The sequence below is a fragment of the Kitasatospora sp. NPDC101108 genome (assembly GCF_055584725.1).
Genome location: NZ_JBVJLM010000042.1, coordinates 16,200 through 29,772, shown reverse-complemented (window position 1 = coordinate 29,772; position 13,573 = coordinate 16,200). Strand labels below are relative to the sequence as shown.

General features: G+C 73.3%; 11 protein-coding genes and 1 pseudogene. 7 read left to right on the top strand and 5 right to left on the bottom strand.

From position 1 onward, the window contains the following. Positions 1 to 743: 743 nt before the first annotated feature. The 3 genes and pseudogenes from ACZ6Z8_RS38500 to ACZ6Z8_RS38490 form a co-directional block, all read right to left on the bottom strand. Positions 744 to 1,898 (bottom strand): annotated as a pseudogene (locus ACZ6Z8_RS38500) (GGDEF domain-containing protein); the annotation flags it as partial. A 317-nt stretch (positions 1,899 to 2,215) separates the two neighbouring features. Beyond that, complete coding sequence (locus tag ACZ6Z8_RS38495) at positions 2,216 to 3,337, bottom strand: adenylate/guanylate cyclase domain-containing protein (RefSeq protein WP_465614620.1); 1,122 nt, start codon at positions 3,335 to 3,337, stop codon at positions 2,216 to 2,218. A 173-nt stretch (positions 3,338 to 3,510) separates the two neighbouring features. Further along, on the bottom strand, positions 3,511 to 4,404 hold the full coding sequence (locus tag ACZ6Z8_RS38490) for a biotin--[acetyl-CoA-carboxylase] ligase (RefSeq protein ID WP_465614619.1): 894 nt from the start codon (positions 4,402 to 4,404) through the stop codon (positions 3,511 to 3,513). 234 nt (positions 4,405 to 4,638) lie between these two features. Here ACZ6Z8_RS38490 and ACZ6Z8_RS38485 point away from each other — a divergent pair, with 234 nt between their 5' ends. From ACZ6Z8_RS38485 to ACZ6Z8_RS38460, 6 genes are all read left to right on the top strand, one after another. Next, on the top strand, positions 4,639 to 6,249 hold the full coding sequence (locus ACZ6Z8_RS38485; protein WP_465614618.1) for an acyl-CoA carboxylase subunit beta: 1,611 nt from the start codon (positions 4,639 to 4,641) through the stop codon (positions 6,247 to 6,249). Between the two features lie 29 nt (positions 6,250 to 6,278). Beyond that, positions 6,279 to 6,500 (top strand): acyl-CoA carboxylase epsilon subunit, encoded by a 222-nt coding sequence (locus ACZ6Z8_RS38480; protein ID WP_360238004.1) that lies wholly within the window; start codon positions 6,279 to 6,281, stop codon positions 6,498 to 6,500. 153 nt (positions 6,501 to 6,653) lie between these two features. After that, the gene (gene mmpB / locus ACZ6Z8_RS38475) at positions 6,654 to 6,794 is read left to right on the top strand and encodes a morphogenic membrane protein MmpB (RefSeq protein ID WP_402812880.1); all 141 of its coding nucleotides are present in this window, start codon (positions 6,654 to 6,656) and stop codon (positions 6,792 to 6,794) included. Positions 6,795 to 6,853: 59 nt separating this feature from the next. Further along, complete coding sequence (locus ACZ6Z8_RS38470; RefSeq protein WP_465614617.1) at positions 6,854 to 7,456, top strand: nucleoside triphosphate pyrophosphatase; 603 nt, start codon at positions 6,854 to 6,856, stop codon at positions 7,454 to 7,456. A gap of 64 nt (positions 7,457 to 7,520) precedes the next feature. Then, the gene (locus ACZ6Z8_RS38465; RefSeq protein ID WP_465614616.1) at positions 7,521 to 8,267 is read left to right on the top strand and encodes a hypothetical protein; all 747 of its coding nucleotides are present in this window, start codon (positions 7,521 to 7,523) and stop codon (positions 8,265 to 8,267) included. Between the two features lie 236 nt (positions 8,268 to 8,503). Next, complete coding sequence (locus ACZ6Z8_RS38460) at positions 8,504 to 10,279, top strand: acetyl/propionyl/methylcrotonyl-CoA carboxylase subunit alpha (protein ID WP_465614615.1); 1,776 nt, start codon at positions 8,504 to 8,506, stop codon at positions 10,277 to 10,279. Between the two features lie 103 nt (positions 10,280 to 10,382). Here the strand turns inward: ACZ6Z8_RS38460 and ACZ6Z8_RS38455 are convergent, their stop codons facing one another. Further along, the gene (locus ACZ6Z8_RS38455; protein ID WP_465614621.1) at positions 10,383 to 11,339 is read right to left on the bottom strand and encodes a DeoR/GlpR family DNA-binding transcription regulator; all 957 of its coding nucleotides are present in this window, start codon (positions 11,337 to 11,339) and stop codon (positions 10,383 to 10,385) included. 236 nt (positions 11,340 to 11,575) lie between these two features. Continuing rightward, a complete protein-coding gene (locus ACZ6Z8_RS38450) occupies positions 11,576 to 13,027 on the bottom strand; it encodes an NAD(P)H-quinone dehydrogenase (protein WP_465614614.1) in 1,452 nt (483 codons plus the stop codon). Positions 13,028 to 13,125: 98 nt separating this feature from the next. Between ACZ6Z8_RS38450 and ACZ6Z8_RS38445 the strand changes: the two genes are divergently transcribed. Continuing rightward, complete coding sequence (locus ACZ6Z8_RS38445; protein ID WP_380422331.1) at positions 13,126 to 13,563, top strand: gamma-glutamylcyclotransferase family protein; 438 nt, start codon at positions 13,126 to 13,128, stop codon at positions 13,561 to 13,563. Positions 13,564 to 13,573 lie beyond the last annotated feature (10 nt).

The window sequence follows — 13,573 nt, the reverse complement described above, 5'->3', positions numbered from 1 at the left end:
GGGCTGGAACGTCGACGAGACCAAGACCATCGCGCCGTGCCACACCCCGACCCCCCCCCCCCCCCCCCCCCCCCCCCCCAACCCCCCCCCCCCCCCCCCCCCCCACCCCCGCAACCGCCCCCGGCGTCACCCACCCTCCCGAAAGCCCCCCGACCACCCCCAACCCCCCGCCGTCACACCACCGGAGGCGAAGCCGCCCCCGCCAGAGCAACCGCCACCAACGCCCGCAACGCACAAGCCGCCTGCCCCAACGGCAAAGTCGCATCATCCGCGAACAGCTCCACCAACCACCCCCCCGCCGGATTCTGCCCCCCCGCCGCAACCATCCCGCGGTAGCCGGAGACGACGAGCATCGCCTCCTCCGCCGGGTCGTTGCCCGCCGCGCCCGCGCGCAGCGCGAAGGCACCGCCGCGGACGGCCCGGCGGGTCATCGGGTAGTGGCGGAGGTCGAAGACGGCGTCGGGGGCCTCGATCTGGGCGCGCTGGGTCTCGGCGCGGGTGCTGCTGGGGCCGCTGGTCATCCGGTAGACGGCGTGCTGGGAGGTGCGCATCAGGTGGGAGCCGGGCGGGACGTACGAGACCCACCAGCCGACGGCGTCGAGCAGCCGGGCGGAGGTCTCGGCGACGACGACCAGTTTGCCGAGGGTGTCGGCCGGGTGGACGGCCCGGGCGGCCGACGCCTGGTCGAGGGCCGAGAGGACGGCGGTGAGCAGCTGTCCCGGGTCGGCGCTGTGGGCCGCGCCGCGGAAGCGCCGCCGGTCGGCCGCACCGGCCCGTCCGCCGGGCCCGCGCCGGCCGTCGGCGCGGTGGTGGGGGTCGGCGGCGTCGGCGAGCAGCACGGTGGGGTCGGGCGAGAAGCCGGGGCCGTGGCTGCGCCCGGCGACCACGGGGTGGGCGGCGCGGGCGGCCTTGGCGCGGTACTGGGCTGCGTCGGCGAGCCGGAAGAGCCGGTCGGGGGTGGTGACCGGGCCGATGGAGTCCCCGGTGGAGGCGACGCCGCAGGCGACGCCCTCGCCCTCGGACAGTGCGAGCGCCCGCGCGCACAGCTCCTCGGCGACGGCGACCACCTCGTCGGCCTTCTGCCCTTCCGTGAGCAGGCAGAACTCGTCGCCGCCGAGCCGGGCGGCCAGGCTGCCGGGCAGTTTGGCGGCGGCCAGGGACAGCTGGTGGGCGAAGCGTTCCAGCAGCCGGTCGCCCATCTCGTGGCCGAGCTGGTCGTTGACCCGCTTCAGCCCGTTGACGTCGCAGACCACCAGCGAGACCACGGTGTTGTCCCGGTTGTGCGCCGCCAGCGCGCTCTCCAGCCGGGCGTCGACGGCGCGCCGGTTGGCGAGGCCGGTGAGCGGGTCGGAGAAGGCGAGTTTGCGCAGGTCGGCGAGGCGCTCGGTCTGGGCGAGCCCGGCCGAGACCTGGGCGGCGAGCAGGGTCGCGTAGTCGGCGTCGGCCTCGGTGAACTCGGGCATCCCGGCCGCCCGGGCGAGGTACAGCTCGCCCCAGGCCTGCCCGTGCAGCACGATCGGCGCGACCACGCAGCAGGCCCGGCCGCGCCGGCGCAGCGCGGCGGCGCGTTCCCGGCAGTACGCGCCGGCGGTCGGGTGGGTGTGCCCGGCGTGCGACTCGACGTTCTCGGCGGTCTGCAGCCAGGCGCGCGGCGGCCGTCCGGTGGTCCAGCGCTCCTCCAGGTAGGTGACGATCTCCGGGAAGTCCGCGACCGGGTACGACTCGTCCTCGGGCAGTTCCTCCTCGCCGGGCGCGAGATCGCCGTGGTTGACCAGCACCCGCAGCCGGCCGGACTCACGGTCCCAGACCGAGACCGCGGCCATGGTGGCGCCGAGCGCCTCGGTGGCCCGGGCGGCGGCGGCCCGGACGGCCTCCAGCGGGGTGAGTGCCCCGGCCATGTCCTGGGCCAGTTCGACCACCGACTGCAGCCGCAGGTCGGGCAGCGGGTCGGAGCGGTGCGGGCCTTCGCAGTCGCAGCCGCGGTCCGTCGTGATCGCCTCACTGCTCACCGGCTCGCCTCGCTCCCTGTGCTCGGTCCTGCCGGACCCCCACCGGTCGGCCGCACCCGTCCGGCCGCTTGCACCAAGACTATGGCGAGTTCGTTCGGTTATGCCCCGTTTTGCCCGGATGGACCCGCATCCGACGGTACGGCTTTCGACCGTTCGGCACCCGAACCCCGAACCCCGGACCGAGCGTCCGAATCCCGGGTTCCCCGCTACTCCGCCTTCATCCGCCGCGACAGCAGCCACGGCTCCACCAGCCCCAGCCCCCGCACCGGCCGCCGCCACATCGGCTGCAGGTGGAAGCGCGCCCCCGGGTCCGGTCCGGGCACCGGCAGCCCGGAGCCGGGCATCCCGGCCGCCACCGACAGTGCCTCCGCCAGGCCGGGCCCGTCCGAGTCGGCCGGACCGACGCTGCCGTTCTGCTCCAGCGCCGCGGCGAACTCCCCGTCGATCAGCACCGCGTCCTTGGGCGCGATCGAGGTGAGCCGGCTGGCCAGGTTGACGGTGGTGCCGAAGACGTCGCCCATCCGCTGGGTGACCGTCCCGAAGGCCATGCCGACCCGCAGCGCGGGGATGGTGTCGTCCTCGGCCAGCGCCTCGATCAGGCTGAGCGCGATCTCGGCGGCGGTGGCCGGGTCGTCGGTGACGTAGAGGATCTCGTCGCCGAGGGTCTTGATGACCCGGCCGCCCTGCCCGGCGATCAGGTCCGAGCAGGTGTTCTCGAAGGTCTCGACCAGCTCGCCGAGCTCCTCCTCCTCCAGCCGCCGCGACAGCCGGGTGAAGCCGACCAGGTCGGCGAAGCCGACGGCGAGCCGGCCGCTGGTGATCTCGTTGTCCTCGGCGGCCTGCACCACCCGGCCGGTGACGGCGGCCAGCTGGCGCCGCCAGACGTACACCAGGAACTGCTCCAGCTCCGGCAGCAGCAGCTCGACCAGCGGGTACGCGACGTCGGCCCGGGTCAGCCCGGGTTCGACGGACTGGGTGAGGTTCTCCAGGAAGGTGTCCATCTGCCAGCCGGCCAGCCGGGCCGTGGTCTGGCCGGTCGAGCGGGCCACCTGGATCGCCATCGACTCGCTGAGCAGCCCGGACTCGACGAGGCCGGCCAGGCGCCGCAGCGCGATCACGTCGCCGTCGGTGAGCGCCCGGGACTGGCCGATGTCGGGGAAGCCCATGGCGCGCCAGAACCGGGTGGCCAGCTCCATCGGGACGTCGGCGGCGCGCGCGGCCTGGTACGGGGTGTAGCGGCGTGGCGCGTCCAGGATCAGGCGTTCCAGTTCGAGCGCGACCGTGGGGTCGTGGTTGCCCGCCGTCCCGCTGCTGCCGTCCTCTGCCACCGGTCCGTCCCCGTGCGGTTGCCGCACTTGCCTCGTGTCCTACCTGTCCGGGCGCACCGCCCGCCACCCGGGCGGACAGTGGCGCGCCTCACACCGCTGCCAGGTGGAATGTTCGCACGGAATCCCGTGATCCGGAGCATCCGCCCGGGTCAAGGAGAGGTGAAGACTGCCGTTCAGCGCGCCTCGGGGCGGACGTGGACCACGTCCCCCGCGCCGACCGCCCGGCGTGCGCCGTCGGCCGTCCGGACCACCAGCCGGCCGTCCCCGTCGATCGCCACCGCCTCGCCGACCAGCTCCTGGTCGCCGGGCAGGTGCACCGTCACCTGGCGGCCCAGCGTGCTGCAGCGGTCCACATACGCGCGCAGCAGGTCGCTGGCATGCGGGTCCCCGGAAGCCGCCGTCCACTCGCGGTACAGCCCGGCGAACTCGCGCAGCAGGGCGCGCAGCAGGACGGACCGGTCGGTGGTCGTGGCGCCGGCCAGGGCGAGCGAACCGGCGGTGGGGACGGGCAGTTCGGCGGCGCGCAGCGAGACGTTCAGGCCCATGCCGACCACCACCGCACCGGCGCTGAGCTCGGTGAGGATGCCGCCGAGCTTGCGCTCCGCGCCGTCGATCTCCGTCTGGAGGTCGTTGGGCCACTTCAGCCCGACCTCGACCCCGGCCACCCGGCCGAGGGTGCTGGCGGCGGCCACCCCGACCAGGATCGGCAGCCAGCCGTACCGCTCGACCGGCACCTCCTCGGGGCGCAGCAGGAAGGACAGGAACAGCCCGGAGCGGGCCGGGGCGGTCCACTGCCGGTCCAGCCGGCCGCGCGCGGCGCTCTGCGCCTCGGCGACCAGCACCGCGCCCTGCGGCGCACCGGCCCGGGCCCGCTCGGCGAGGTCGCTGTTGGTCGAGCCGGTCTCGGCGACGACGTCCAGCGAGGTCCAGAGCCCGCCCGGCACGACCAGGTCGCGGCGCAGCACCTCCTGGTCCAGCGGCGGCCGGTCCAGGTCGGTCCAGGGGGACGGTCCGGTACGGCCGAAGCCGCGCAGTCCGCTGCGGCGGGGGGTCTCGGGTGCGGTCATGGTGGCAACCCTAGGACCAGGACGGCCCACCGGCAGGACGGACCACGGGGGCGCAGTCCGCACCATCGTCCCGCAGAACGCTCGTTGACACACTGTGTCGATGACCATAACGCCAGGACATGACGGATCGCCCTGCGCGCTGGTTACGCTACGCAGCGGTAGTTCGCAGCGCCGCCCTGCCCTCCTGCGCGGGCCCCGTCTCCGGCCCGCGCGCAATCGAACAGGTCGCGGCCGATGATCAGGGAGAGCCACCGGATGACCGAGGCGCCGTACGACCCCCACACCACCGCCGGCAAGCTCGCCGACCTGCGGCGCAGGCTGGACGAGGCGGTGCACTCCGGCTCCGCCAAGGCCGTGGAGAAGCAGCACGCCAAGGGCAAGCTGACCGCCCGCGAGCGGGTCGTCGAGCTGCTGGACGAGGACTCCTTCGTCGAGTTCGACGAGTTCGCCCGGCACCGCTCGACCAACTTCGGCCAGGAGAAGAACCGGCCCTACGGTGACGGCGTGGTGACCGGCTACGGCACCGTCGACGGCCGTCAGGTCGCCGTCTTCGCCCAGGACTTCACCGTCTTCGGCGGCTCGCTCGGTGAGGTCTTCGGCGAGAAGATCGTCAAGGTGATGGACTTCGCGCTGAAGACCGGCTGCCCGGTCATCGGCATCAACGACTCCGGCGGCGCCCGGATCCAGGAGGGCGTGGTCTCGCTCGGCCTGTACGGCGAGATCTTCCGCCGCAACGTGCACGCCTCGGGCGTCATCCCGCAGATCTCGCTGATCATGGGCCCCTGCGCCGGCGGCGCGGTCTACTCCCCCGCGATCACCGACTTCGTGGTGATGGCCGACCAGACCTCGCACATGTTCATCACCGGCCCGGACGTGATCAAGACCGTGACCGGCGAGGACGTCGGCATGGAGGAGCTGGGCGGCGCCCGCACCCACAACACCAAGTCCGGCAACGCCCACTACCTGGCCACGGACGAGAAGGAGGCCGTCGAGTACGTCAAGAGCCTGCTCTCGTACCTGCCCTCCAACAACCTGAGCGACCCGCCGTCCTACCCCGAGCAGGCGGACCTCACGCTCACCGACGAGGACCTCGAACTCGACACCATCGTGCCGGACTCGGCCAACCAGCCGTACGACATGCACAAGGTGATCGAGCACATCGTCGACGACGGCGAGTTCCTGGAGACCCAGCCGCTGTTCGCCGGCAACATCATCACCGGTTTCGGCCGGGTCGAGGGCCAGTCGGTGGGCATCGTCGGCAACCAGCCGATGGACCTGGCCGGCTGCCTGGACATCAACGCCAGCGAGAAGGCCGCGCGCTTCATCCGCACCTGCGACTCCTTCAACATCCCGGTGCTGACCTTCGTCGACGTGCCCGGCTTCCTGCCCGGCACCGAGCAGGAGTGGGACGGCATCATCCGCCGTGGCGCCAAGCTGATCTACGCCTACGCCGAGGCCACCGTCCCGCTGATCACCGTGATCACCCGCAAGGCCTTCGGCGGCGCGTACGACGTCATGGGCTCCAAGCACCTGGGCGCCGACCTCAACCTGGCCTGGCCGACCGCGCAGATCGCCGTGATGGGCGCGCAGGGCGCGGTCAACATCCTGCACCGCCGGGAGATCGCCGAGGCCGAGGCGGCCGGCACCGCCGACGAGAAGCGCGCCGAGCTGATCGCCTCGTACGAGGACACCCTGCTCAACCCGTACCTGGCCGCCGAGCGCGGCTACGTCGACGCGGTGATCGCCCCGAGCGAGACCCGTCGGCACATCGTCCGGGGCCTGCGGGCGCTGCGCGGCAAGCGCGAGGTGCTGCCGCCCAAGAAGCACGGCAACATCCCCCTGTAGGCCCCGTCCCTCTCGGGAGAGAACCAGCCATGTCCCCGATCCACGTGCTGCACGGGCAGCCGACCCCCGAGGAGCTCGCCACCGTCCTGGCGGTGGTCCAGGCCCGGGCCGCCGCCGCGCAGGCCGCCGCCGAGGCGGCGCGTCTGGCCGGCGTCGGCCCGGCCTCCCCCTGGAACGACCGCTCCCGCCTGCTCCGCCCCGCCGTCCGCCCGGGCGTCAACGCCTGGCGGACGTCCGGCTGGGCGCACTAGTCACCTGTTCGGCCCGGGGCGGGACGTCGGTTCGTCCGACGTCCCGCTCCGGGCCGTTCGGTACCCCCGGCGCCCCGTTCCGCCGCCCGCTTTGCCCGAAACTGAGTACGGATACTCAGGCGTCCGGGCCCACCCGCACCGCACTCTGGACTGGTGCTCTGGTCAGACCCCGAGGACGGGCCCTCGCCCGAGGCCCGTCGCATGCAGGAGCGGATGCAGCGGTCCGGCAAGGTGCTCGCCGCGATCGTGCTGGTGGGCTCCGTGCTGATCATGCTCAGCCGGTTCTTCACCTGAGCCGTTCACCCGAACGGCGGTAACTACACCCCTTCGGCCCACCCCCTACTCTGGTGGGCATGACCGACCAGCGCGCCCTCGTCCTCGCCTCCGCCTCCCCCGCCCGCCTCGGGCTGCTGCGCCAGGCGGGGCTCGACCCCCGCGTGGTGGTCAGCGGCGTCGACGAGGACGCGATCAGCGCCGCCACCCCCGGCGAGCTCGCCCTCGTCCTGGCCGAGGCCAAGGCGAAGGCCGTCGCCGCCGGTCTGACCGGCGGCGAGCTGGTGATCGGCTGCGACTCCGTCCTGGAGCTGGACGGCCTGGCCCTCGGCAAGCCCGCCGACGCCGCCGAGGCACTCGCCCGCTGGCGGTCCATGCGCGGCCGCGACGGGGTGCTGCGCACCGGCCACTGCGTGATCGACACCGCGACCGGCCGGCAGTCCTCGGCCACCGCCTCCACCACCGTCCGCTTCGGCACCCCGGACGACGAGGAGGTGGCCGCCTACGTCGCGTCCGGCGAACCGCTGCACGTGGCCGGGGCGTTCACCCTGGACGGCCGCTCGGCGCCGTTCATCGACGGCATCGACGGCGACCCGGGCAACGTCATCGGCCTGTCGCTGCCGCTGCTGCGCCGCCTGCTCGCCGACCTGGACCTGCGCATCACCGACCTGTGGACCAAGTAACCTGCCGTATCCGGCCGTTGAGGCCCTAAGCTGACCGGCGTTCGACGGGGGAGGGAACGCGGCGATGAACGACAACGTGCTCAACGTGCTGCTCGGCCTGGTGGCCAGCGCCATCAGCGCCGGCCTCGGCTGGCTGGCGCAGGCCCTGCGGCGGCGGCGCCGGGTGGAGCGGATGCGGGCCTTCTTCGGGCTGCCGTCCGGCAGCGAGTGCCTGATCGTGGTGCCCCGCAGCATCGGCACGGGCTCGCACGCCCACACCGTGACCCGCCGGGACGCCTACGCCCTGATGTGGCTGGCCGGGCTGGTCGAGGAGTGCGGCGCCCGCCCCGAACTGGTCGCCCACGACGCCGCGAACCGCGGCCTGGGCGCCAAGACCGAGCTGTGCCTGGGCGGCCCGGTCAGCAACGAGCGGACGGCCGCCCACCTGGCCTGGGGGCTGCCCGGCCTGGTGATCACCTCCGGCCCCGGCCCGGGCAGCAACGTGATCGTGGTGGGCGACCAGGAGTTCGCCGTCGAGCCCGACCGGACCCACACCCTGCTCGCCCGGATCGCCACCCCGGACGGCGGCCGCCCGGTGTTCCTGATCGCCGGGCAGACCGGCACCGCCAACCAGGCCGGCGTCCGCCACCTGGTGGCGCACCACCGCGAACTCGCCCGCCGGTACGGCCGTAACGGCACCTTCGCCCTGGTCCTGCGGGTGGTCAACCCGGAGGCCTACGGGCCGGACATGGTCGAGCTGGCGGCCGACGTGACGGCCGAGGCGCTGCGGCGCCCCCCGGCCGCCGCACCGGCCGGCTCGACCGCGGCCTGAGCGCGCGGCGCGAGGGTGTGTCCCATGCCACCGTCCCGCCACGCCGCCGCCCGGTCACCCACCGTCGCCCGCGCCCGCCCGAGCGCACCGGCCGCGACCTGCGGAGTCTTTCTCCGGGTCGCGGATCGGGCCGGAAAACCCATCACGGTCCGTGTGGGATAGTTCACAACCTGGGGCTACTCGCCGGTACTGCCCAGGAATCCATAAACTCAACGAGGTTCAAGAAGGGAGCCACAGTGCGCAAGGTGCTCATCGCCAACCGCGGGGAAATCGCCGTCCGCGTCGCCCGGGCCTGCTCGGACGCCGGTATCGCCAGCGTCGCCGTCTACGCCGAGCCGGACCGGGATGCGCTGCACGTCCGCGCGGCCGACGAGGCTTACGCGCTGGGCGGTGACACCCCCGGCACCAGTTACCTGGACATCGCAAAGGTCCTCAAGGCCGCCGAGGACTCCGGCGCCGACGCCGTCCACCCCGGCTACGGGTTCCTGTCGGAGAACGCCGACTTCGCCCAGGCCGTCATCGACGCGGGCCTGACCTGGATCGGCCCGCCGCCGCAGGCCATCCGGGACCTCGGTGACAAGGTCACCGCCCGTCACGTCGCCCAGCGCGCCGGCGCCCCGCTGGTGGCCGGCACCCCGGACCCGGTCTCGGGTGCCGACGAGGTCGTCGCGTTCGCCCGGGAGCACGGCCTGCCGGTCGCCATCAAGGCGGCCTTCGGCGGCGGCGGCCGCGGCCTCAAGGTCGCCCGCACCCTGGAGGAGATCCCGGAGCTGTACGACTCCGCCGTGCGCGAGGCGGTCGCCGCCTTCGGTCGCGGCGAGTGCTTCGTCGAGCGCTACCTGGACAACCCGCGGCACGTGGAGACCCAGTGCCTCGCGGACAAGCACGGCAACGTGGTGGTCGTCTCCACCCGTGACTGCTCGCTGCAGCGCCGCCACCAGAAGCTGGTCGAGGAGGCGCCCGCGCCGTTCCTGACCGAGGCGCAGAACGCCGAGCTGTACCGCGCCTCCAAGGCCATCCTCAAGGAGGCCGGCTACGAGGGCGCCGGGACCTGCGAGTTCCTGGTCGCGCTGGACGGCACGATCTCCTTCCTGGAGGTCAACACCCGTCTGCAGGTGGAGCACCCGGTCACCGAGGAGGTCACCGGGATCGACCTGGTCCGCGAGATGTTCCGGATCGCCGACGGCGAGGAGCTCGGCTACGGCGACCCGGAGGTGCGCGGCCACTCCTTCGAGTTCCGCATCAACGGCGAGGACCCGGGCCGCAACTTCCTGCCCGCGCCCGGCACCGTGACGCTGTTCTCCCCGCCGTCCGGCCCGGGCGTGCGCCTGGACTCCGGCGTGGAGACCGGCTCGGTCATCGGCCCGGCCTGGGACTCCCTGCTGGCCAAGCTGATCGTCTCCGGCCGCGACCGCAAGCAGGCCCTGGAGCGGGCCAGGCGCGCGCTGAACGAGTTCAGGGTCGAGGGCATGGCCACCGCCATCCCGTTCCACCAGGCGGTCGTCACCGACCCGGCGTTCGCGCCCGAGGTGCACGGCAGTGACGAGCCGTTCAAGATCTACACCCGCTGGATCGAGACCGAGTTCGACAACACCATCCCGGCGTTCGTCGGCGCGGCCGGCGAGGCCGAGGAGGCCGAGACCCGGGAGACCGTGGTCGTCGAGGTCGGCGGCAAGCGGATCGAGGTCTCGCTGCCGTCCTCGCTGGGCGTCTCGACGGCCCCGGCGGCCGGTGCCGCGGGCGCGGCCAAGGCCAAGCGCCGGGTGGGCGCCAAGAAGGCCGGTTCGGCCCTCAGCGGCGACACCCTGGCCTCGCCGATGCAGGGCACCATCGTCAAGGTCGCCGTCGAGGAGGGCCAGGTCGTCGCCGAGGGCGAGCTGATCGTGGTCCTGGAGGCGATGAAGATGGAGCAGCCGCTGAACGCGCACAAGGCGGGCACCGTCGTCGGCCTCAAGGCCGAGGTGGGCGGGAGCGTCAGCAGCGGCGCCGCGCTGTGCGAGATCAAGGACTGACCCCGGTCCGACCGGCGCGGATCAGGCCCTGACACCGCGTCCGTCAATCTCCGAACGGTCCGTACTCCCTTCGAGGGAGTACGGACCGTTCGGGTTTCCGGGCTCAGCGCCCGCGCGGCAGACCCATCTCGGCGAGCCGGACCGGCATCCCGCCCGGGCCCACCGGCCCGCCGTGGGTGCCGGGGCGGCGCTGGCCGGGCAGCGGGGCGCCACCGGGCGGCGGGACCGGCCGACGGCCCATCGGGCCGGGCTGGGTCTGGTGCACCGGGCCGCTGCCGGTGCCGTGCACCGGGGCCTCCCCGCCGGAGGCGACGCCCAGCGGGGCGAGGTCGATCTGCACCCCGCAGTCGGCGAGCGCGTCCAGCTCACGGGCGGTGGCGTCGTCGGCGGTGGCCTGCTCGTCGGTGACCAGCCGGGTGATGGTCTCGGTGGCGACGGTCTGGAACATGCCGGCCGCGCCGAGCTTGGTGTGGTCGGCGAGGACGATGACCTCGGCGGCCGCCAGCACCATTGCCCGGTCCACGCTCGCGGACAGCATGTTCGCGGTCGACAGCCCGCGCTCGGCGGTCAGCCCGCTGCCGGAGATGAAGGCCTTGGTGACCCGCAGCCCCTGCAGCGACTGCTCGGCGCCGCTGCCCACCAGGGCGTAGTTGGAGCCGCGCAGGGTGCCGCCGGTCATCACCACCTCGACCCGGTTGGCGTGCGCCAGCGCCTGGGCGACCAGCAGCGAGTTGGTGACCACGGTCAGCCCGGGCACCCTGGCCAGCCGGCGGGCCAGTTCCTGGGTGGTGGTACCGGCGCCGACCACCACCGCGTCGCCCTCCTCCACCAGTCCGGCGGCGAGGTCCGCGATGGCGCTCTTCTCCGCCGCGGACAGGTGGGTCTTCTGCGGGTAGCCGGGTTCGCGGCTGAAGCCGCCGGGGAGCACCGCGCCGCCGTGCCGGCGGTCGAGGAGCCCTTCTGCCTCCAGCGCCCGCACGTCGCGGCGCACGGTCACTTCGGAGGTCTGGACGACGCGGGCCAACTCCCGGAGCGAGACCGCTCCGTTGGCGCGCACCATTTCGAGGATCAACTGGCGACGTTCTGCTGCAAACACAGAACCGACGGTAACCTGCGTGACCGTCTGCTTTCAGGCGTTTGCAGCTGGTAGCGGGAATTGCTCACGCAAGAGCGGCGCGTGACCGTACAATACGCGCCGTCAACAACCCGGAACTGCGCCCGCCGTCCGGGTGATGGTCATGCCCGCACGAAGGGCGGCCGCCGATCGGCAGCCGCCCCCAACTGTGCGTCTCGGGCTCAGGATTCGCCGGCGGACCGCTTGCGGATGTGCAGCTGCCGGGCGGCCTCGGCGGTCGAGCCGGAGACCGAGGGGTAGACGGTGAAGGCGCTGGCCACCTGTTCGACCGTCAGATTGGCGTCCACCGCGAGCGCGATCGGGTGGATCAGCTCGCTGGCCCGCGGGGCGACGACCACGCCGCCGACCACGATGCCGGTGCCCGGGCGGCAGAACAGCTTCACGAAGCCGTCCCGGATGCCCTGCATCTTCGCCCGCGGGTTGCCGCGCAGCGGCAGCTTGACCACGACGGCGTCCATCTTGCCGCACTCCACGTCGGCCGCGGTGTAGCCGACGGTGGCGATCTCCGGGTCGGTGAAGACGTTGGAGGCCACGGTCTTCAGGTTCAGCGGCTGCACCGCGTCACCGAGCGCGTGGTACATGGCGATCCGGCCCTGCATGGCCGCCACCGAGGCGAGCATGAAGACGCCGGTGCAGTCGCCGGCCGCGTAGACGCCCGGGGCGCTGGTGCGGGAGACCCGGTCGACCTGGATCTGGCCCCAGTCGTTGAGCTTGACCCCGGCCTCCTCCAGGCCCATGTCCGCGGTGTTGGGGATCGAACCGACCGCCATCAGGCAGTGGGTGCCCTCGATCACCGTGCCGTCGGAGAGGGTGACCTCGACCCGGTCGCCGATCCTCTTGACCGTTTCGGCCCGCGAACGGCCCATCACGTTCATGCCGCGGCGGCGGAAGACGTCCTCCAGCACCTCGGCGGCGTCCGGGTCCTCACCGGGCAGCACCCGGTCGCGGCTGGAGACCAGGGTGACCTTGGAGCCGAGCGCCTGGTACGCGCCGGCGAACTCGGCGCCGGTGACGCCGGAACCGACCACGATCAGCTCGCGCGGCAGCTCCTCCAGGTCGTACACCTGGGTCCAGGTCAGGATCCGCTCGCCGTCCGGCTGGGCGTCCGGCAGTTCGCGCGGGTGGGCGCCGGTGGCGATCAGCACCGCGTCGGCGCGCAGCGAGTGCACGGTGCCGTCGGGGGCGTCCACCAGCACCTCGCGGGAGCCGTCCACGGCCTGCCCGCCGGCGCCGAGCCGGCCGCGGCCGCGCAGCACGGTGACCCCGGCGCGGGTGACGGACTGGGTGATGTCGTGGGACTGCGCGATCGCCAGGCGCTTCACACGGCGGTTGACCTTGCCCAGGTCCACACCGATGACCTTGTTCTCGCGGCTCCCGGCGCCGTCCCGGTCGACCGTGATGCCCAGCTCCTCGTACGAGCTGTCGAAGGTGGTCATCACCTCCGCGGTCGCGATCAGGGTCTTCGACGGCACGCAGTCCGTGAGCACCGCCGATCCACCCAGGCCGTCGCGGTCGACGACGGTCACCTCCGCGCCGAGCTGAGCGGCCACCAGCGCCGCCTCGTAGCCGCCGGGTCCGCCACCGATGATCACGATCCGAGTCACGTACCCCATTGTCCCGCACGCCGGGAGCGGCGCCACAACGGGGTCCGCGCTCGGTACCTTCCTCCAGTCACCCCGGACGGTGCGCCGACCGGGCTACGCTGGCACCCATGCCCCTTTACGCCGCGTATGCCACCAACCTCGATGCCCGGCAGATGACCCGCCGGGCCCCGCACTCCCCGCTCCGCGGCACGGGGTGGCTGGACGGCTGGCGGCTCACCTTCGGCGGCGAGCAGCTCGGCTGGGAGGGCTCGCTGGCCACCGTCGTCGAGGACGAGAAGGACCAGGTCTTCGTCTCCCTCTACGACATCGCGCCGATGGACGAGGAGGGCCTCGACCGCTGGGAGGGCGTCCAGCTCGGCATCTACCGCAAGATCAGGCTGCGCGCGCAGACCCTGGACGGCGACATCCCGGTCTGGACGTACGTGCTCAACGACTACGAGGGCGGCCTGCCCGCGGCCCGCTACCTCGGCCTGATCGCCGACGCCGCCGAGAGCGCCGGGGCCCCGGACGACTACGTGCTGGACCTGCGCCGCCGCCCCTGCTGAGCGCGCAAGC